The sequence below is a fragment of the Yaniella sp. genome, assembly GCF_030453185.1.
GTDB lineage: Bacteria > Actinomycetota > Actinomycetes > Actinomycetales > Micrococcaceae > Yaniella.
Window position 1 is genome coordinate 1 of the sequence record NZ_JAKDKW010000045.1, and the last position, 19798, is coordinate 19798.

14 protein-coding genes are annotated in these 19798 nt (G+C 57.7%); 8 read left to right on the forward strand and 6 right to left on the reverse strand.

The features are described from left to right. Positions 1-474: 474 nt before the first annotated feature. Positions 475-2412, forward strand: coding sequence for an HNH endonuclease signature motif containing protein (locus L0H14_RS07830; RefSeq protein WP_301421604.1), 1938 nt, complete (start codon positions 475-477; stop codon positions 2410-2412). Between the two features lie 67 nt (positions 2413-2479). Here L0H14_RS07830 and L0H14_RS07835 read toward each other — a convergent pair whose 3' ends face one another. Beyond that, positions 2480-4180, reverse strand: coding sequence for a carbon starvation protein A (locus tag L0H14_RS07835; protein WP_301419024.1), 1701 nt, complete (start codon positions 4178-4180; stop codon positions 2480-2482). Between the two features lie 103 nt (positions 4181-4283). Further along, positions 4284-4742 carry a hypothetical protein gene (locus L0H14_RS07840; RefSeq protein WP_301419022.1) on the reverse strand — a complete coding sequence of 153 codons (459 nt, stop codon included), beginning with the start codon at positions 4740-4742 and terminating at the stop codon, positions 4284-4286. A 162-nt stretch (positions 4743-4904) separates the two neighbouring features. On the opposite strand from L0H14_RS07840, the gene L0H14_RS07845 reads away from it, so the two are divergent. Together L0H14_RS07845 and L0H14_RS07850 are read left to right on the forward strand one after the other, a co-directional pair. After that, positions 4905-5930, forward strand: a complete 1026-nt coding sequence (locus L0H14_RS07845; protein ID WP_301419021.1) for a nitronate monooxygenase — start codon at positions 4905-4907, stop codon at positions 5928-5930. Between the two features lie 53 nt (positions 5931-5983). Beyond that, positions 5984-7240 (forward strand): sensor histidine kinase, encoded by a 1257-nt coding sequence (locus tag L0H14_RS07850; protein WP_301419019.1) that lies wholly within the window; start codon positions 5984-5986, stop codon positions 7238-7240. On the opposite strand, the gene L0H14_RS07855 is transcribed toward L0H14_RS07850, so the two are convergent. After that, positions 7233-7442: a hypothetical protein gene (locus tag L0H14_RS07855; protein ID WP_301419017.1), complete on the reverse strand. Its 210-nt coding sequence runs from the start codon at positions 7440-7442 to the stop codon at positions 7233-7235. The two genes, L0H14_RS07850 and L0H14_RS07855, sit on opposite strands and share 8 nt — an antisense overlap. 47 nt (positions 7443-7489) lie before the next feature. On the opposite strand from L0H14_RS07855, the gene L0H14_RS07860 reads away from it, so the two are divergent. Beyond that, positions 7490-8155 carry a response regulator transcription factor gene (locus tag L0H14_RS07860; RefSeq protein WP_301419015.1) on the forward strand — a complete coding sequence of 222 codons (666 nt, stop codon included), beginning with the start codon at positions 7490-7492 and terminating at the stop codon, positions 8153-8155. A gap of 45 nt (positions 8156-8200) precedes the next feature. After that, the gene (locus tag L0H14_RS07865; protein WP_301421606.1) at positions 8201-8425 is read left to right on the forward strand and encodes a hypothetical protein; all 225 of its coding nucleotides are present in this window, start codon (positions 8201-8203) and stop codon (positions 8423-8425) included. Here the strand turns inward: L0H14_RS07865 and L0H14_RS07870 are convergent. Then, the gene (locus tag L0H14_RS07870; RefSeq protein WP_301419011.1) at positions 8422-10947 is read right to left on the reverse strand and encodes a hypothetical protein; all 2526 of its coding nucleotides are present in this window, start codon (positions 10945-10947) and stop codon (positions 8422-8424) included. The genes L0H14_RS07865 and L0H14_RS07870 overlap by 4 nt on opposite strands. A gap of 118 nt (positions 10948-11065) precedes the next feature. After that, on the reverse strand, positions 11066-12517 hold the full coding sequence (locus L0H14_RS07875) for an L-lactate permease (protein WP_301421608.1): 1452 nt from the start codon (positions 12515-12517) through the stop codon (positions 11066-11068). A gap of 206 nt (positions 12518-12723) precedes the next feature. Between L0H14_RS07875 and L0H14_RS12520 the strand changes: the two genes are divergently transcribed. The 3 genes from L0H14_RS12520 to L0H14_RS07895 all read left to right on the forward strand — a co-directional run bounded on the left by L0H14_RS12520 (position 12724) and on the right by L0H14_RS07895 (position 17540). Then, positions 12724-14160 carry a YeeE/YedE thiosulfate transporter family protein gene (locus L0H14_RS12520; RefSeq protein ID WP_336621697.1) on the forward strand — a complete coding sequence of 479 codons (1437 nt, stop codon included), beginning with the start codon at positions 12724-12726 and terminating at the stop codon, positions 14158-14160. 108 nt (positions 14161-14268) lie between these two features. Next, positions 14269-15006, forward strand: a complete 738-nt coding sequence (locus tag L0H14_RS07890) for an ABC transporter ATP-binding protein (RefSeq protein WP_301419007.1) — start codon at positions 14269-14271, stop codon at positions 15004-15006. Positions 15007-15008: 2 nt separating this feature from the next. Further along, positions 15009-17540: an ABC transporter permease gene (locus L0H14_RS07895; RefSeq protein ID WP_301421610.1), complete on the forward strand. Its 2532-nt coding sequence runs from the start codon at positions 15009-15011 to the stop codon at positions 17538-17540. 79 nt (positions 17541-17619) lie between these two features. Here L0H14_RS07895 and L0H14_RS07900 read toward each other — a convergent pair whose 3' ends face one another. Continuing rightward, complete coding sequence (locus L0H14_RS07900; protein WP_301421613.1) at positions 17620-19707, reverse strand: HNH endonuclease signature motif containing protein; 2088 nt, start codon at positions 19705-19707, stop codon at positions 17620-17622. Between the last annotated feature and the right edge of the window lie 91 nt (positions 19708-19798).

Here is a 19798-nt window from a genome sequence, read left to right on the forward strand (position 1 = left end):
CTCTACGTTAAAACGCCGACACCACCACATTATTCATCGGTGGATCAAGGCTAACCTTCCAGCTTTGTGTCGGGCGCCCTCAGGCTCCTAGTCGGCACCCAATCAAGTCAGCGAAACCCTGTCTCCTTACTGAGGCAGGGTTTTCTTTTGCCCAAATTAGCCCAGCGCAGCAGATGTGAGTGGGTCATCTAGTACGTTTCATCAGTTGCGACAACCTGTGTCGTCCAGAATGTGGATAACCTGGATTACACCGCGAAGTTATCAACAAAACGAAGGCTTTAGGACACAATCACGAGACAACATGATAAAGAACAATTTAGATCTGTAAGACAACCTCAATAAATTCTTTAAACATGCTTAAAAGTATTGATTATTTCTGCACATCGCGGTAAAATAGAAGGAACTTCAAACGCCTCCCACCCCGTAATTCGAGTCGCCGCACACCCGCATCTCAACGCTTGGAAGGACACTGCCGTGGAACAAGCCCTGTTGCCACCTGAGATCAGTTCCGCAGTACTCCTTGATGCCATCAACGGCGACGAGATCGATGACATGTCTCTAGGCCAGCTGGCGTTGGCAAAAGCATTCTTTGGCCAGAAACTCTCGGAACGCCTTGCTGATCCAGACTCTGTGGACGAGCTCGCAACATTTCAGAAAGCAGCCGGCGCAGATTGGTCGGGGCATGGCGCAGAGTTTGGCCCAGCAGGTGAAGCCCCCTCCTCTAAACCTGCGCCCATACCGCCGCAAAACAGTGAAGACACCATTCACGGCATGCTCCTCCTACTCGTACAACACGAGCGGTCCACAGAATCGGATTTGGCAAACTTCGTACGCAAACTCGAGTTCGGACTGAAAGATCAAAGCACGTACTTCGGTGTACCGGAAGGCATCCAAGGATTCACCGATGTCAAAGATGTATTTCGCCAGACCACGAAAATGTCTTCCTTGAAAGCCAATAAGATCATTGATCGGGCAAAATATTTTACCTACGGATCAAACACCGATCGCACGGCCGCCGGCGCTTCTCCCAAACTGCCAAAAATGGCTGCGGCTTTCACCCAAGGACTGGTTCCAACAGAGAACTTGGATCGCGCTATTGCCATTGATCACGACGTCACAAAATACGCCAAAGAAGTCGGTCAGACGCCCGAATATGCAGGTGAAGTCCTACAAGCAATAGAGCCATTGATACTTGAGGCGGCTGAATCTGTCACCCCGGAGGAATTCAGCAGAGAAAAGCACCGGTGGCTAGAAAAAATTGCACATCATATTGATTCCGATGGTCCCCCGCCATCCGAAGTCCTGCGAAAGAAACCAGATAATGCTTTACGCATCAGATCGCACGACGACGGATCCGCGACGGCCTCGATGCACATGGACCCTGCCTGGGGAGCATTTCTCAAAGAATTCCTGAATACGAACCTCAATTTCAAGGGCAACACGCCCCTGCTGCCGGACAATATCGACAACCTCTACAAAGCAGCCGCCGATGCGAAAACCGGTCAAGCAGCGCAAGAAGCCTCACACACCGAAGCACCGGGCGAGGAGCGACCCTCCGAGCAGCCATCAGCCGAACCACAGCAACATCCAACAGAGCTAGCTGAAGTCGTAGCTGAAGACGCCGAAGGAAATACCTATACCACCGAAGAAATCAGCACCATGGATAGGCTCTCTCGTGCCGAACGCGCAGGTGCCATATTGCTCGGCGCTTTGTACTCGGTCATGAGCATGTCACCGCAGGAAGCTACCGCTAAAACCGCACATGGCTCGCCGGCGAAACTCGTCATCGTACAGGATATACAAACGGCATACTCCACATTGGGATTGCCAGCTTTACCAGAGGCAGTACGACGACCCGACGGTCCGGACGGCATCTTACCGACCGTGATCAGACGACCCAATCCAGACAATCCCAATGCGCCCAATTTCATAGAACATACCGGGTCAGATGATATCTTCACCGGGCATGTCAATCCTGTTCCGTGGACGCCCTATCAATCCGAAGCAGTCAACGTAGGACCAATCCATCCCAAAAATGCTGCCCCAGCCCTCTGCGATGCGGAACTCGTGGGCCAAGTTTGGAACGGCCAAGATATCGTCCTGCATGAATACCGCAGCAAACGGATATTCACCACGGCACAGCGCAAAACAATCTTCGCCAGAGACAAGGGTTGCCAAGCCCCCGGCTGCACGATCCAGGCCACCTACTGCCAATGCCATCACTGCAAAGAATGGTGCAACGAAGGTCAAACCAACGAGCACAACGGGCTCACCATTTGCTCACGGCACCATTCCGATGTGCATAACGGCAAATGGCGAATCCGAAAACTCAACGGCATCACGTACTTCCAACCCGCGGCATGGGTAGATCCGTATCAGCCACTCCTACGAAACCTCTATTGGAACGCCTAGCGAGTCCGCAACTGCAGGAACCAGCAGCCATAATCTGACCGCTGGTTCCTGCTGTTATTCGATATCTTTAGACCGAGGTTCCCGCTTCGATGTCATCCATCTCCGCATCCAGATCCAACGGCTGGTTCCGAGTACGGACCATGCTGCTGACGGCAGCCAACACGACCCACACCGCAGCAATCAAGATGATCACGTCGATCACCACGAGCAACCACTGGCCATCGGCAATAAACGTACCCAGCTGAATGATCGCCGCGTACATCGACACGAAGAACACAAAGATCAACGGGATCAGCACAGGCCACACCGGACGCTTGGTGCGCAACAAGATAATAACCAAAATCGACATGGTCAAAGCCGCCAACAACTGGTTCGTGGTACCGAACAACGGCCAAATAATCATGCCGCCTCGACCATCACCGCCGGCGGAGAATGCCAGACCAAACCCTGTCACCAGCGTGATCAACGTTGCTACGAAGACACTGAGCTTGATCCCGAACAATTCGAAAATCTCAGAGGTGACGAAACGTTGCAGACGAACACCCGTATCCATCGTCGTCGCCGCGAACAACACGGCCATCGTCGCCAAAATTGTGGCAGCCAGACTCTCAGGAATCGCCAAACCGGTATTGACGATACCGCTACCCGCACTCACAAATGCGGCAGCTCCACCCTCATTGAAAGCGGAATACACTTCTTCCCAATCCTTCAACGTGGCATAGCCCGACGTGGTCGCAATGATCGTACCCAGCGCCAGCAGCCCTTCACCAACGGCACCGAAATAGCCAACCAATTTGGCATCCGGTTCCTTATCCAACTGCTTCGACGACGTGCCCGAAGAGACCACACCGTGGAAACCAGAAATCGCACCACACGCAACCGTCACGAACAACAGCGGCATAATGCCAGGCGTACCCTCGGGAACATTGTCATTGATCGCCGGTGCCACAACAGTTGGGTTCGAAATGAAGACCGCCAAGTACAGCAGACCCAAACCAACAAACAGCTGCAGCCCATTAATGTAGTCGCGCGGCTGCAAGAGCATCCAGACCGGCAGCATCGAGGCAATACCGGCATAGAGGAACAGTACGATAATCCAGAACGCAGCGGCAGAGATGCCCAGAATGGTCTCCGGCAGTTCAATCGGGAACTGATCTCCCAACACGATCAAGCCGTACAGCACTGCAACGCCGACGACCGAAACGATGGGCAAATTCCACTTCAACCGGTAAATAGCTTGCCCGATCAACAGCGCCACAGCGATTGCACCCCACACGGGGATGACCGCCGTCGGCGTAGAAATTAACAGATCCGCAATGACGACGGCGAATACCGCGTTGACCATCAACAGCAAGAAAAAGATGACGACGAGGAACAGGATGCGTCCCGAGCCGCCAATATACCGACCCGATAGCGTACCGATCGAACGCCCTTTATGGCGGGCCGATGCCCAGAGCGCTCCCATGTCGTGCATACCGGCAAAGAACACGGTGCCCAATGTGACCCACAAAAATGCGGGCAGCCAACCCCAGATCACCGCAACGGCGGGTCCAACAATCGGCGCGGCGCCTGCGACGGAGGTAAAGTGGTGACCCCACAAAACCCATTTATTTGTCGGGACGTAATCGATCCCGTCTTGATACTTGTGGGATGGCGCTTCGTAGTCCGGGCTGAGTTTAAACACCCGTTTTGCCAGGAACTTAGAGTATAAGAAATACCCAAGCACCATCATGACTATGCCAACCACAGCCATAACTAGGGACTGCATTGCCAGACTCCTTCACGGTGAGTGATGTGTCTAGCACACTTTAGCCAACGTCGTGACCTATGTCACTACAGGCGTGTAATTCACCACGTCAGATACGAGGCAGTCAGCTATGTGGGCGTCCCTGCGGCATTTCATTCGCGGCCACGGCGGGGAAGGGTTTGCCACCGTTGTATTTCTCTTCGAGGCGCTGAACTTCTTTCATGACCGCACGGATCACAAACTGACTCAGGGAGCGGTGCCCCTCGGGGATCATGGTGTGGAGCACAGCACCGCGCAACCGAGCAGTGTCCTCGGGCTCTTGATAAAAACTCACCTTATTGGGGTGCTTTCGAGGTGCTGTTTCGGGGTTTTGCAGCACTTCCTCGACCACCTCGACGGCGGGCTCTTCGACGTCGTCGACCGCATCCTCACCAGGTTCCGTAAACGGTTCCGGTATGGCGATACCGATATCGAAGGCACCTTGGCGTTCGGAATCTTCCGCTGTTTCAACGGCAAACTCCGCCGGTGTGATGGCTTCGGCCGGCTCAAGGTCAAACAGCGTTTCGTGGTGTCCCTCAGACATGTTTCACCCGTGGTCATTGTCGATGGCTTGTGTGGTCGGTTAATACTCTAGGTGTTCAACGATCCCGGTGGGCACAGGTGGCGTCGGTGTGGTGGTGTGACTTCGGTTCAAGCCTGGATGGTTCTAGAGTGGGAATTATTGTCGAACTGCTAAGGATTGATTATGGAATTTCGTCATCCAATCGTTGCCGCACCAATGGCCGGTGGGCCGTCTTCCAATGAGCTGGCCCGTGCGGTGGCCTCTACGGGAGCGCTGGGCTTTCTCGGTGGCGGCAATAAAACGGCCGCGCGCGTGGCCGAGGATTATCGTTCGGTGGCTGCCAGCGGTGACGTTGGGGTCAACCTGTTCGTGCCGGATGCCGCCAATACCGCAGTAGATGTGGCGAAAAGCCAGCAGGGGCGCGCCGAAAAGTTGGCCGCGTTTCGCGAGGAACTCCTGCCGTTTGCCCAACGATTAGGCGTTGAGCTCCCAACCGTTGAACAAGCCGGGGCAGATGTTTCCGACGATTGGGAGGCCAAGCTGGAGGCGGCGGTCGAGTGGCCGATTGTGTCCTTTACCTTTGGGCTACCGGGCCCCGAGTTGTTCCAGCGGCTCCACGAGTCCAATACCGACGTCGGTGTGACAGTGACGTCGGCGGCCGAAGCCCGCAATGCCGCAGACCACGGCGCCGACTTTTTGGTGGTGCAGGGTCCGGAAGCCGGCGGGCATCGGTCGGTGCATGACCCGTTGGGCGTCCCGGAAACCTTGGAATTGGCCGAACTGTTGGACGCGGTGCACGCCGTCGTCGATATTCCTTTTGTGGCAGCGGGCGGCATTATGACGCCGGAAGATGTGCACAAAGTACGGGCCCACGGGGCATCGGCGGCTGCGGTGGGGACCGCGCTGTTGTTGACCGACGAGGCGGGCAGTAATGCGCTGCACCGGTACATGTTGCGCACCGATCGTTCGGGAATTACGCAGTTGACGCGCGTGTTTTCGGGGCGGGTGTCGCGTTCGCTGGTCAACGAGCTCATGTCGCTGGACGCCCCGGCCGTGTACCCCGAGGTCAATGCGCTGACTGTGCCGATCAAACGTGCGGCCATCGAAGCTCGCGACCCGCGTTCAACCCACTTGTTTGCCGGAACCGGGTATTTACAAGCTCGCACCGGTAGCGCCGTTGAGATTATTGAGTGGTTAGCCTCCTCATGAATCGTCCGCGAGGATGATGCAACCGGTAAGCACTGCCACATAAGGTTGGTGCCGTGAAGTTTTTTGACCGCATTGTCACATGGTGGCGCAAGTATCCCCGGATCGCCGACGGGCTGATCATTCTGCCGCTGTTGGGGCTGATGCTCCTGACTTCGATTGGTTCGATGACGGGGACCTTCCCGATATACCTGTACAACTGGCCGGAGTGGGCGCTGGACACCGTCGTCGTCAGCATTCTGGTACTGCACATGGCGCCGTGGACGATCCGTCGTACGAATCCGGTGGCCTCGGCCGGCCTGGTCGTGCTCGGTTCCCTCATCCACCTGGTGCTGGGGCCCGACTTACTGCCGTCGATGATCATGGTCGTATTGACCGTGCAAAACCTCGCCCACCTGGCACCAAGCTGGGCTTCGATTGCCGGGTTATGTACGGCGCTCGCGGGGGCGGTGTTATACGCCGCAGAAACCACGATGGTACCGCATTTCTGGGGCGCACGCTCCTACAGCGAAGGCGAAGTGATCGAACCGTCCGGGGCGTTCTACGCGCTACCGATCAGTATTCAGGTGATCGCGCTGGTGGTGTTGTTCTGGGCGATCGGCAATGTGCAACGCACCCGTCGCATCCGGCTAGAAACCTTGCAGGCGCGTACCGAACAGCTCCGGGTTGAGGCCCGCCAGGAACGCGAACTGGCCGCCGCCGATGAACGCAACCGGATCGCCCGGGAGCTCCACGATATTGTGGCCCACTCACTGCAGGTGATGATTTCGCAGGCCGACGGCGGGCGCTACGCCGCAAAAGCTGACCCGGATATTGCCGTTCGCACGCTGGATACGATCGCCGGGACCGGACGCGATGCACTGGATCAAATGCGCCGGCTGCTCGGCGTGCTGCGTGATACCGACTCCGCTGATACATCGCCACAGCCGGGGCTGGCCGATATCGACGGTCTGATTGCGACCATGCAGTTATCCGGCATGCAAGTCGAGCTACACGAAACTGGTCAGCCCGGCGGTCAGATGGCTGATGGCGCCGAGCTTGTGCTGTATCGAATTATCCAAGAAGCGTTAACCAACGTTGCCCGGCACGCTGGCGCTGCTGCGGTAGCTACCGTGACCTTGCGCTGGCGGGATACGGGTGTTTCGGTAACCGTTGATGACGACGGCGTGGGATCCACCGAAACCGATCATGCCGGCCAGGGGCTGGTGGGGATGCGAGAACGCACCGCACTGTACGACGGCACGTTTTCTGCCGGACCAAAAGCAGCCGGCGGATTCCGAGTCCACGCCCAGCTGCCTTATCAAACTACTTAGGTTTCGCCCAAATATGCATAGCGACCGCCAGGACACCGATACCAACCACCAGTACATTCAACGTGACCGACATAGCGGTTGCGGTGCTAGTTACCAGTCCGACCACCAATACTGCGGCCCCAAGAACAATGGCAATGCCACCCAGTATCGCCCCAAATCGATTGCGTCGGCCGCGTGGTTTTTCTGTTGTATTCTGACCCATGAATCTAGACTCTCATACTCCTTTGCTCACCTGCGAGGATAGAATCTATGCAACCCATCAAGGTCTCGATCGTCGACGATCAGCAACTCATCCGTTCCGGGCTATCGATGCTCATCAGCTCCCGCGATGATCTAACAGTCACCGGTGAAGCATCAAACGGCCAGGAAGCCGTGCGTTCGGCGCACGTCCGTGCCGCCGACGTGGTCCTGATGGATGTCCGGATGCCCGTGATGGACGGGATTGTCGCTACCAGGGCCCTGCTCGAGCACAATACCGCCGTCAAAATTATTGTGCTGACGACGTTTGATCTCGACGAGTATGCCCTGGATGCCATTGATGCCGGTGCCAGCGGGTTTCTGCTCAAGGATGCACCACCCGAGCAGCTCCTCGATGCCATCACTTCGGTGTTTCACGGCGATGCGGTGATTGCGCCGTCGACGACCAAGCGGCTCCTGGAACACCTCGTGACCCCGAAACGTTCGACGCCGTCGGCGGAATACGACGCTGATGTAGCGGCCTTAGCCAGGTTGACGGCTCGTGAACGTGAGGTGTTAGAAGCGATGGCCCAGGGGTTGTCGAACGTCGAGATTGCAGCGAAACTGTTTGTTTCTGCCACGACCGTGAAAACACACGTGGGCAAAGTGTTGACGAAATTGGGCGCCCGCGACCGGGTGCAAGCCGTGGTGTTGGCCTATCGCACCGGAATTGTGTAGTGCGTAGTGGCGGGCCATAATGGCCCTATGGAACCACGCAGAGGATTGAACGACAAAGATTTAGAGAACCCCCGCCGCGCCAAACCGGCCACGGTGGGCATGGTCCTCATGTTAGTCATCGGCGCTCTGGTGTTGGGGTCGTCGCTGGCGATCAACTTTTTCACCGGGACGTTCTCGGTGCCAACATTCGTTGTTGGTGTGGTGTTGGTCGGCATTGCGGTGGCCTACCTGGTGGTAAACGCGTTCAAGGACGACGCCGAAGGTAACTAGTCCCGAAATTCTTGGCTAAGCCAACTTGGGTTGTACTGATCCAGCGCTGAATAGTCGACCTGGATCTCATCGCCGTCCAAGGTGATCGGGAACTCCATGGGTTCAAAACCGCTTCCCTGGAAGGGCGAGTAGATGCGGTCCCGATCCATCCAATCGTCGTCCTCATCATCACGAACCTGATAAGAAACGTTGATGCTGCCGTCGACAACGCGAGCGGTCACCGGCCCGGAATACTGTGTCAGATCCGTTTCCCCCTCAGTCTCTGGATCAGCGGGGACCAATTCGATCTCCGGAGGCTGCTCCCACGTACGCTGCATATCCGTCATAGCATTCCAACCGGTATCCTCCCAGCTTGCCGCCTCACAGTCATCAACCCGAATGGTCGCATCAGCCAAACACGATTCAACACGCTGCGCAATCTGGGCAACAGCATCGGTTTCAAAGGCCTCGGTATAACTCTGGTTAAACTCAATGGGGGTTTGCGAATGTTCACCAGGTGTGATGGTTAGTTCTAAGTCGTCCCCGTGGGAAAGGTACTCACTACCCTCCGGTGCTGTAAAGGTATAGGTACCGGGCAGCAGCACTAAACCGTACTGCTCTATCCAATTACTGATGTCCTGACCGTCATGCATTTCGCTAGACGAGTCCGCTGTTGCCCCTGTGGCGCCTAGGCCGGAAGGTTCGACGTCGACTTCCACGTCATTCACGGTCAGTTGAGTAGGACCCGTTGCGTACAGTGCCCTGCCGGAGACCATGCCGCTTCGCAAGTCCCAGTCGTTGAAAACCATGGCCTGCGTGCCGGATTCACTGAGCCCAAGCTCAAGTGGGTAGGCCTTACCTGACTGGTAGATGGTCGCATCCACACTCACGTCACTGGCGGCCGAACCGTCGAAATTCACGTCGCCCAGTTCAAAGCGATCTGGACGATCTGCGGCACCCTGGTACACCTCATCGGTAGCAAGCGCGCGTAAGTCGTCGGTCAGATTCGGGCCCATAATTTCCAACGCATCTTCGGCGCGACCATCCACCACCGCTTGGAGGTATGCTTCAGCCGTATCTTCCGGACCAAACACGGTTCGAGACAACACACTATGAGTAATCCACCCCGCGACCATGAGGACGATGACCCCGGCGCCGGTCCACAGCAGGGCCTTGGATTTTCGTGTCACGGCACGTGGCTGGGGTGCATGGAAGGGCTCATTGAGAGTGGGCTCGGCAATTGTGGCCGCGGGCATCACGGTGGTTTGGTCCACCGGCGTTGTGTGGGCAGTGGGTGCAGTGTGTGGCGCCAGGCCAACGCCCAGGGCGCGGACGAGCCCGGCCGGCATGCGCCGCCACAGGCCGGGCATCAGGTAGATGGCCAATACTTGGACGATGCCGCTGATCGCTAACCACACCAAGAAGCCCCATGCCGCAGAGCTGATGCTCATTTGCATGGCTTCACCAGCCATGTACATCGAAAAGTGCAATCCGTTGGCGGAGGTCAGGAGTATACCGACGACGAGGTAGGTTACGGGTAACGCGATCCAGGCCCAAGGTGCGTGCGCGTAGAACTGGGTTCGGAGACTCCAGCGGAATGCGGTGACGAACAGTACCGCGACCATCACGATGAGGCCAATGATCCAAGCCGCTGTGGGCAGCGTGAAGATGGTCAATGACTCGGCACTGTCGACGATCTCTTCACTCCCCGACATGACTGTTGGCACAAAGTGCAGCATCGAAAAGGCGAAGAATCCCACGGTGAGGAATCCAGCGAGTACGAACTGCCCCACCTCTGTTTCGCCTTGTATAAAGGCTGCGATCACGAGGGCCAGCGCAGAAGCTCCCGCCAAGATGAGCACATGTTCAAAGACGGCCGCGATGGCTGTGAGGATGCGTTGCAAGAGCAGACCACGACGGGGTAGTAACAACAGATACGTGCTGAACCCGACCAGCATCGCCGCCACGAGAAACCCGGGCAGAGACGCTGAATGCGCCCAAAACCGGCCGTCGATCATCTCGTTGCCGCCGTCATAACGAAATCGGACGGTGGCAGCCAGAACGGTAACGACCGTGGCAAAAAGTAGTCCGGCGATACCGGCTAGCATAAAACGGATTCCGGCTTGTTGGGCGCGAATGTTGCCACCGAGAAAACGCTGTGTGACTGCCACTGCAGCAATCCCACCCGCGGGCACCAACCACGGAACGAAGAACGCTGAGCCACCGCCGGAGAACATCCCGAAATCCGCAATATCAAAACCGAGGGAAAGTGGAGATAAAAACCCCATGCCCAGTAGCTGAATAGTCATCACGATCCACGATGGTCCACCATCCATCAGCTGCGGCATATCTGAACCAAAGCTTGCCGCCACGCTCATGCCACTCAGCCCCAAAGCCGCGGTAAGACCAGCCATAAGGAAGGCTCCACCGAAAAATGCCAGGGGGATCAACAACGTCCGCGCCCATGCTTGGCCCGGAATGTTCTTGAGAAACGCAGGCGCCGAAGGCGGTGGTGGCGGCGGTTGGGGTGCGTGCTGCGACATGACTCTTGAGGGTCCTCTCCAAGGAATGCGGCGTGAGTGTTTGTTTAAACAACGGGTGGTCCGTATTGACTATATCTTTACCGTCTATTATGCCTCGCGTCCAGAGACAACCAGCCGGTTAGAGTGGTTCAAGCCCGGGCAGCAGGAAGTACGCCATAACGCCCCAGACGATCGTCGACAATGCGAGCACCGGAACCGTGACGGCGAGCAGCCTGGCGCGGGTAACCGGTGGGCCATGTTCGGACAGCGATGCCCCACGGGAGAGCTGATATGCCAGCTCAATACGTGCCGGCGAGGCGATCGTGCCCCAACAACCAGCGGCATTATTCAGCGCCATGGACCACTGCGGATGAATGTCGAGCTGTCCGCCCACGGCAACCTGGGTTGGCCCAAACATCGCGTTGGTGCCGGTGCCCGACGCCGTCATATACCCGCCCAGCGCGCCGATGACGGGCATCAGGAAAATGTAGCCGTCGCCGAGTCCGGCCAGTGATTGTGCCAGGGTTTCGGCAATATGACCGCCCTGCATGACCACCCCAAACAATATGTACAGCGCGGTAGGCACGCCGGTGTTCAGCCAAAGCCGGAAAGCGTTGCCCGCCAGTCCGTCCACGGGTTGCCGGTACTGTGCGATGGCCACCCCGACACCGGCGAAAGCATAAAGCGCCGGGCTGGCGACGACTTCTGCCACCCACTCGACGGCTACGACCGAGGAAATGAGTTGCCCTGCAATAGTGCCGCCTACCAGCACCGCATACGGCACGAGCGAGCCGCCCGGACCGGGACGGAGTTTGCCTTTGCGGACCACCAGTAGCCAACCGATACTCATGACGGCGGCGGCTACCGCGCCGGCCACCGGTGTGCCAAACACCAGGTTGGTGCCCAAAACCAAAAGCGCCAGCATAAGCCCGGAGGCCGCACCAATCCCGACGTAGCCGAGCCTCTTTGCTCCGCGAACCTTGACCGCACGGGAGGCAATGAACGCCGTCACCACACCCGAGATCACGACGGACGGGATATTGACCACGGCGGTGGCGACACCCAGATCGGTGAGTGTTTCACCGGCTAGTTCGGCGCCCAGCAGGGTTCCAGGGCCCATCGATCCCCAGGGGCCGATCACAATACCCATCAACGTGATGAGGGCGGCTTGATACGCGGTGAACCCGAAGGCCAGGGTCAGCGGCAACCCGATAATGAGTGAGACCCCGAAGCCGGTGACCGATTCCATAAACGGCACCACACCGTTGGCCATCAGCAGTGCTGATCCCAAAGACGCTCCCCCGGCGGCTAACCAATCGGCTAGTTGTTTCTGTGCACCGGTGTGATCCATGACCCGGGCCAGGGTGACGCCACCGGCGATGATCGCTAATACCTGGAACAGTGTGGCCATTGAGCCGCCCACCGCTTCGGTGAGTTCGGCAAACTGTGCATCTAGGACCCACAGGCCGACGACGACGGCTGAAAGCACTCCGGCAACCGGCGGAATCCAGGCGGGCAGGCGTGTTAATAACAGGCCGATCACCACGACGATCGGTACGGCTGCCAACACTACGGGCACGGATAGCCTCACATTCTCTCAAATCAGTTCACCATCCTACGCCTGCACTCCAGCACAGCAGGCACGTGGTGGCCGCCTCAACATGAAGATATTGGTCCTGCTTTGTCACGCTGATTTTTCTTAGCCCTAGGATTTTATGGGCTGGGTTCCAACACGCGACCTCGTTCGTCAGCGGGACCTCATTGCCTCCAACGATTCCCAACACCATTAGGACGGCCATGATTCTTACAGGTTTACTGATCGGTGCCGTGCTCGGCGTTGTCATGCAGCGTGGCCGATTTTGTGTCACCGGCATGATTCGCGACATCTTCTTACAGCGGTCGTGGCGAACATTTGTGGCCCTACTCGTCGTCATCGCTGTGCACGCCATCGGGCTCGCCGCGCTGACCTCCGCCGACATCATTGCTCCCGAGTACAGCACATTCGCCCCGGCAGCCGTCATCGTTGGCGGTTTCTTGTTCGGTCTCGGCATTATTCTCGCCGGTGGTTGTGCTTCTGGAACCTGGTACCGTTCTGCCGAAGGCCTGGTCGGATCCTGGATCGCGCTGGCCATGTACGCGCTATCGGCGGCCGCCATGAAATACGGTGCTCTGGCTGGCTTCGACAGCTGGATGAAGCGTTGGGATACCAGCCTCACCACGATTCCCGAGTCCTTAGGAGTCTCACCCTGGTGGTTCGCGGTCGCGTTATCAATTCTCACGTTTCTTCTTGTCCGTCGCTACCTGGCACAGGATGCCAAGCAGGCCAAAGTTGCACGCCTGGGGAATCAGCCGAAATGGAAACGCCCGCTGCACCTGTACACCGCCGGTGCCATCGTCGGTCTGATCGGTGTCATCGCCTGGCCCCTGTCTGCTGCCACCGGACGCAACAGCGGCCTGGGAATCACCACCCCCACAGCCAATACCCTGCAGTACACCGTGACCGGTGACGAAGGCCTCATCGACTGGGGCGTCTTGCTCGTACTCGGCCTATTCGTTGGAGCCTTTATTGCCGCAAAAGCTACCGGTGAGTTTCGCATCCGCATGCCTGATGCCACAACCGCGATGCGTTCCGTCGTCGGTGGGTTGATGATGGGTGTTGGCGCGTCGCTGGCCGGTGGCTGCACCGTGGGCAACGGCATGGTACAAACCAGCCTCTTTAGCTATCAGGGCTGGGTGGCCCTGCTGTTCATCGCGGTAGGGATTGGTGTCGGCGCGAAGTTCTGGCTGAAGCCGGCCGCGGCCAAAACCATCAAGACACCACAAACCCGCCCCGCTGGTGCCAACGATGCGACCGGTTCCAGCGTTGCCCTGAGCAATGCGCCTGGCTCTGCGCCGTCATTAGCTGGTATGCAGACGGCAACCGGGATGATTACCCTGCAATCCGCAGCCGATGACAAGGCCCGCCACCTGGGTGATGGCTATTTCGCGCTGGATTCTCTCGGGGCGGTATGCCCCTTCCCACTGATCGAAGCCAAAGATGTGATGGCGGATCTGGAACCCGGCCAGCACCTGGTCATCGACTTTGACTGCACCCAGGGCACCGAAACTATCCCCCAGTGGGCCGTCGATGATGGTCACGAAGTCACCGATTTCCACGACACCGGTGAAGCCGCTTGGCAGATCACCATCAGAAAAGGCCTTGCCTCCGATCGGACCGGACTCAGCACCAAATAACATGGCCGTAGGGCAGTAGCCTGGCCTCATCCTTTTGGACGAGGCCACGGCGGCAAGATCCTCCCGGCTGGTGATTTGCTCAACGTGCACGCAGCGCAGACTGAGGACATGTTAAACACAGAACCGGCTGCCGTGGCAGCACAAAGCATTACCAAAACATTCGGCACCGCCGACACCAAAGTGGCTGCACTCGATGGGGTGTCGGTGACATTTCGTCCAGGCGAGTTCACCGCGATCATGGGGCCTTCCGGCTCCGGTAAGTCCACGCTGATGCACTGCTTGGCGGGCCTCGATACGGTTGACTCCGGCCAGGTCGCCGTCAATTCGACCGTGATTACCGGAATGAGCGACAACGAGCTGACCGTATTGCGCCGGAGCCACATCGGGTTTATTTTCCAGGCCTTTAACCTGGTGCCCACGCTCAATGCCAAAGACAACATCGTGCTGCCCTTGGATCTTGCCGGGACGAAGGTGGATCAGGACTGGTTCGACCAGATTGTCGCAACCCTCGGACTCACCGATCGGCTCACCCACAAACCCCACCAGCTCTCGGGTGGGCAACAGCAGCGCGTCGCCGTCGCTCGAGCCCTGCTGACCCGCCCGGCCGTCGTCTTCGCTGATGAACCCACTGGTGCCCTGGACTCAAACACCGGTGCCGAAGTGCTACAACTATTGGCTCGCAGTGCCCGCGAGATGGGCCAGACAATCATCATGGTCACTCACGATCCGCACGCTGCTTCCTACGCCGATCGCGTGGTGCTGCTCAAGGATGGCGGCGTCGTCGGTCATCTCGAAGACCCAACCGCCGATTCCGTGTTGAACGCACTTGCAGAGCTGGGTGAATAGTCATGTGGAAACTTGCCATCAGTGAATTGAAGTTACACCCGCGCCGATATGTGGCCGTCCTGCTGGCCATTGTGCTGGGCACCATGTTCTTGGCTGGTTCCTTATTGGTCACGTCTTCGGCCAAGGAATCCACCAAGCAGATGTTGGGCGCCACGTATGCGAATGCCGATCTGCTCATCACCGCCGAAACACCGCCCGATCCGGAGTCGGACTTTTACGATTTGGCTGGCACCGTCGAACAATCCGGGAGTCTCACCGAGATCAATGGCGTCGAGGAGGTCTACCCTCTCATGAACGCGGCCACCGCCATGGTGCTGCCGGAAGGCTCCGATAAACAGGGGACCTTTGACCCGGATTCAGATTTTGTCTACGCCACCAACCGTCCGGCTGACGCCTCGCTGCTGGCCACTCCGATGACGGACGGCGAACTGCCTACCGCCGACGACGAAATCACCGTTGACACTGAGTCCGCGGAACGCCACGATCTAGCGGTCGGTGACACCGTCACGTTGCGCACCCTCGCCGATGAAGCCGAACAAGAAGTCACGGTTTCCGGAATCATGGACCAGTCCATGGATCCAACTGTGGTTGGGGCGATGACGATCTACACCACCGTGGAAACCCTGGGCGAACTCGGTGGGGACTCCCCCACCTACGACACGGCGCTGCTACGAGTCGACGGTGATATAGACCAGGTCATCACCGACATCCAACAGGCTCTCAACGCCACCGGTGTGCCCGCTACCGTGAACACCCCGGATGTGCAAATCTCCGAACAACTGGTCGACATGATGGGCTTTGACGCGATCACCGTGGTGCTCGGTGGCTTCTCTGCGATCGCTTTACTGGTGATGATGCTCGTCATCAATAACACCTTCTCGGTGCTGGTGGCGCAACGAACCAGACAGTACGCACTGCAGCGGGTGCTTGGGGCAACCCGCGGCCAAATCCGAAAAGGTGTCCTGGCTGAGTCCGTCCTCATCGGTTTGATCGGTTCGATCACCGGTATTGCCCTGGCCATCGGGTTGATCTTCGGATTACTGGCAGTAGCGCAGCAATGGATGTCCGGAGCCACCTTTGGCATGGACTTGTCTATACTCTGGGTCTTGCTCGCCGGGGTGGTCATCACCGTGGTGGCCTCCTGGCTGCCTGCATCACAGGCGATGCGGGTTTCGCCGCTTGAAGCGATGCGTCCGGTTCCTGCGTCGACTATGGGTTCCAAAGCTGGGAAACTCCGGTTGGTGCTGGGCTCGCTCATGTTGTTGGCCGGTGGTGCGGCACTGGTGTTCTTCGCTGCTGCCGGGTTGGTTGGCATGGCCATCGTGGCAGGCGCCGTCTCGTTTATCGGTGTGCTGGCTTTAGGAGTGCTGTTTGTTCCCGGTGCTGTCTATGCGCTGGGCGGGCTGACCCGTTGGACTGGTATCCCGGGCAAAATGGCTCAGCTCAATTCGGTTCGGAATCGCTCTCGCACCGCAGCAACCGCCACCGCGCTGATTGTGGGGACGACGTTGGTCGCGATGATTCTCACCGGTGGTCGTACTGCACAAGATAGTACGGATGAAATGCTGGCCACGAATTATCCGGTGGATATCTACGCGGAGTTGGCCGATATTGATCCGGCAGACACTGCACAGGTCAATTCTACGACTGAGGCACTGGCTGAAACGGCCGGCATCGCTGATGCTGAGGCGCTGTATCCGGTGGGTTCCATTGATGAATCATGGTCTGAACAGGTGATGACGGCGGATCCGGAGCACTTGGCCGGAATCTCGGACAGTGTCAGTGACGACGACGCTCAAGCCCTGGAGGAGACCGGTACCGTGCTGGTGCCTGAGCATCATGAGTCGAACACGCTAACGGTGACTACAGCGGATGGTGAGGTTGAGCTGGATGTGGTTCGGTCTGACCTGTCGTCCGTCACACCGATTGTCTCTGCCGAAACCGCGGAGCAGTTGTCGATGGATGTTACCGGTATGGCCGTGGTGTGGTTGTCGGTTGCAGATGAGGATATTTCGCAGGCTGATTTGCAGGAAATAGTCACCAACATGGTGGCTGATACTGAGGTGTCGTCTCAGGATGTGAGTTCGCCATTGGTCCTGCGCTCGATGTATCAGCAGGCGATTGATGCGGTGATGCTGACAGTGATCGGTTTGCTGGGCATTTCGGTGCTCATTGCGTTTGTTGGTGTTGCCAATACCTTGGCCCTGTCATCCCTGGAGCGTACTCGCGAGAACTCTTTGATGCGTGCGTTGGGTCTGACTAAACGCGGGCTACGGAGCATGTTGATGTGGGAAGCGGTCCTGATTAGCGCGGTCGGTGCCATCCTGGGCAGTGTGCTGGGCATGCTTTATGGCTGGGCAGGTTCAGTTGCGATCTTTTCGCAGATCTCTTCGGGCGGCGTCGATATAACGTGGCCGTGGCTTGAGGTCAGTGGGGTGATTGCCGTAGCGGTGATCGCTGGGCTGATCGCTTCGGTAGCACCATCACGTCGTGCGGCGAAGATGTCTCCTGTTGAGGGACTGGAGGCTGATTAAACAGTAATCGTGCCTTAGCCCATCCACGAAACACTACGACCGGTCCTTGGTGAGAGATTCTCAATCACCAGGGACCGGTTTATGTGTTCCAGTAGAGGTTGCGGAGCAGTGGCTGGTAGGGATCGAGCCAGGGTGCGGGTTGGAACCAGGTGAGGCCGTTGTGTTTGCGGATGCGCCATTTGCCGATGTGTACGGCGGCGTGGTGATGGCTGCAAAGGGTCACGGCATTGGTAACGCTGGTGTTGCCGCCGGCGAGCCAGTCTTTGATGTGGTGGATATCGCAGAACACCGCTGGGGTGGTGCAGCCTGGGGCTTGGCATCCACGGTCTCGGGCCAGGATGGCACGGCGCTGGGTGACGGTGAAGAGTCGTTTGGTACGTTTCTGATTTAGGACGGTGTCGGGTCCGTCCCACAGTTGGGCGACCAGCTCGCTATCACAGGATAAGATTTCGGCATCAGCAGGATGCATCGACCCATGGTTGAGGGCCTGGCAACGATATGGGGTCCAGGGCAGTTGGTTGATAAAACGGATTTTGCCTTCTGCCACCGGCTCACCACCATCAGTACCATGGCCCGCATCGTCTGAGACTTCTGGCTCTGGGCGGTGTGGTGTGTTGGGGTTGGGTCGGTGGATGATGGGTGGGCTCATCCCGTTGGGGCCTGGTGGGCGTTGAGCATCGGGCGGTAACGGTGGGATCCCAAGTGCCCGGTAGGCTGTTTGGACATCCTGAACAATCACCAGTTGTGCAGAGGCTCCGTGGCTTTTCTTGATCCCGATCTCTGCTGGGTCCATCCGCAACATGGTCCGGAACATGCCAATGAGTATGGCGGAGATTTTCTGGCCTGAAGACATGGGATCCATGGCCTCTAGGTCTGTGGTGGTGTACGTGTTGGCCTGGGCATCTTCACTCACCGCCTGGTCCTGCTGCTCTTCGTCGAGGTGAAGGTCATCGATATTATCCGGGACCGCATCAAAACTGGGGAAGTCATCATCCGACGTGCTTTCGCTGTGACTGGCGGGTTCGTCGTTGGTCTCAGCACGGTGCTGTGTTGCTGGACCGTCTTGGCCTGCTGACCTACCATTATCCTGGTCGGTATACCCGGCGGGGTGGATCAGGTTGATAAGGTCTTGCGGAACGTCAGTTGGAGTGTGGTCGGCTTTGAGCATCTGCAGCATGAAATTTTTGAAGGGCGTGTAAACCTCGGGGGTGGCGTCCATCCAGATCCGGCCACCACCTTCGGGAAAGCTTTTAGTTTTGATCGCATTATCGGGTGGTTTCCGCAACGCTTGTGATGGGGAGGGCCCATCGGCGTTGAGTTCATGCGCGATCTGGTCTGTCCAGTCTTTTTTGAACCGTGTGAACTCTTCTGGGGTGACTGTTTCGCCGGTTTCTGCCAAGACCGACTCGAAAGCGGCCATGACTTGGTCGACCATTCCCGGTGGCGCGTGACTATCTCCGGCATATTTGTGCAGACTGGTCCGCATATCGACAATCCGGTCAGCGATTTCTGCGCTGAGTCGACCCTGAGTATAGGAGGCGGCCACAGCTGGGTAGGTGGGGTGCGAGGATGCAATGGTGGGGTCGCCACCTGGAGTGTGGGTGAGCAGTGCAGCCCGCCCAAGATGTTTCTTGATTTTGCTACCTGACCAGCGCCGAGTCTGGGACAGATACTGGTTGGCATTACGAAACGGGGTGGCATCATACGGGGTCCCGAAATATCGAGGCTGCTGGCTCATTGATTCGTGAACATAGCCTGCATACAGGGTATTGGCTGCTGCTGTCACGTTCTCCAGATGGCCCAACATCAATCCCATACCGGGTAAGGAATCATAATACCTCTCAGGCGCGACCGGCTCATCCGCTGACTCTTCCGCCAGATCACTGTCGAGATCACTGTCAGAAGGTGGCGACGCCGTTTCTTGTGTGGTCATGCAGGCCTTCTTGGGTGCTGGCTGAAAGCCGTTCCAATCCCCGCCCGAGGCATGACGAAAGGTAGGAACGTGGTGATATGTGGTGGCATCAGCCAGTTGATCCACCGCTAATTTCGCCAACTGGGTGCTGGCATAGAGCAGTTCACCCGGGGAGGCGTCAGCAAGTTTCTCGAGATTAAGAATATCTGTGGGCACCGGGGCGCCAATATTGGGAAGCAGTGATGTTAGCTCCATATTGGCCTCCTCGAACCAGGCAGTTATGAACTCAAAACAAAAACAGGGAACCTCAGAAAGACGATCGAAGTGGTGAATGCGTACCTCTATT

Excerpts from the sequence above, each read along its gene's own strand:
- L0H14_RS07835 (WP_301419024.1), bottom strand. The coding sequence starts at position 4,180 with ATGCAGTCCCTAGTTATGGCTGTGGTTGGCATAGTCATGATGGTGCTT.
- L0H14_RS07840 (WP_301419022.1), bottom strand. The coding sequence starts at position 4,742 with ATGTCTGAGGGACACCACGAAACGCTGTTTGACCTTGAGCCGGCCGAA.
- L0H14_RS07845 (WP_301419021.1), top strand. The coding sequence starts at position 4,905 with ATGGAATTTCGTCATCCAATCGTTGCCGCACCAATGGCCGGTGGGCCG.
- L0H14_RS07855 (WP_301419017.1), bottom strand. The coding sequence starts at position 7,442 with ATGGGTCAGAATACAACAGAAAAACCACGCGGCCGACGCAATCGATTT.
- L0H14_RS07860 (WP_301419015.1), top strand. The coding sequence starts at position 7,490 with ATGCAACCCATCAAGGTCTCGATCGTCGACGATCAGCAACTCATCCGT.
- L0H14_RS07870 (WP_301419011.1), bottom strand. The coding sequence starts at position 10,947 with ATGTCGCAGCACGCACCCCAACCGCCGCCACCACCGCCTTCGGCGCCT.
- L0H14_RS12520 (WP_336621697.1), top strand. The coding sequence starts at position 12,724 with ATGATTCTTACAGGTTTACTGATCGGTGCCGTGCTCGGCGTTGTCATG.
- L0H14_RS07890 (WP_301419007.1), top strand. The coding sequence starts at position 14,269 with ATGTTAAACACAGAACCGGCTGCCGTGGCAGCACAAAGCATTACCAAA.
- L0H14_RS07895 (WP_301421610.1), top strand. The coding sequence starts at position 15,009 with ATGTGGAAACTTGCCATCAGTGAATTGAAGTTACACCCGCGCCGATAT.
- L0H14_RS07900 (WP_301421613.1), bottom strand. The coding sequence starts at position 19,707 with ATGGAGCTAACATCACTGCTTCCCAATATTGGCGCCCCGGTGCCCACA.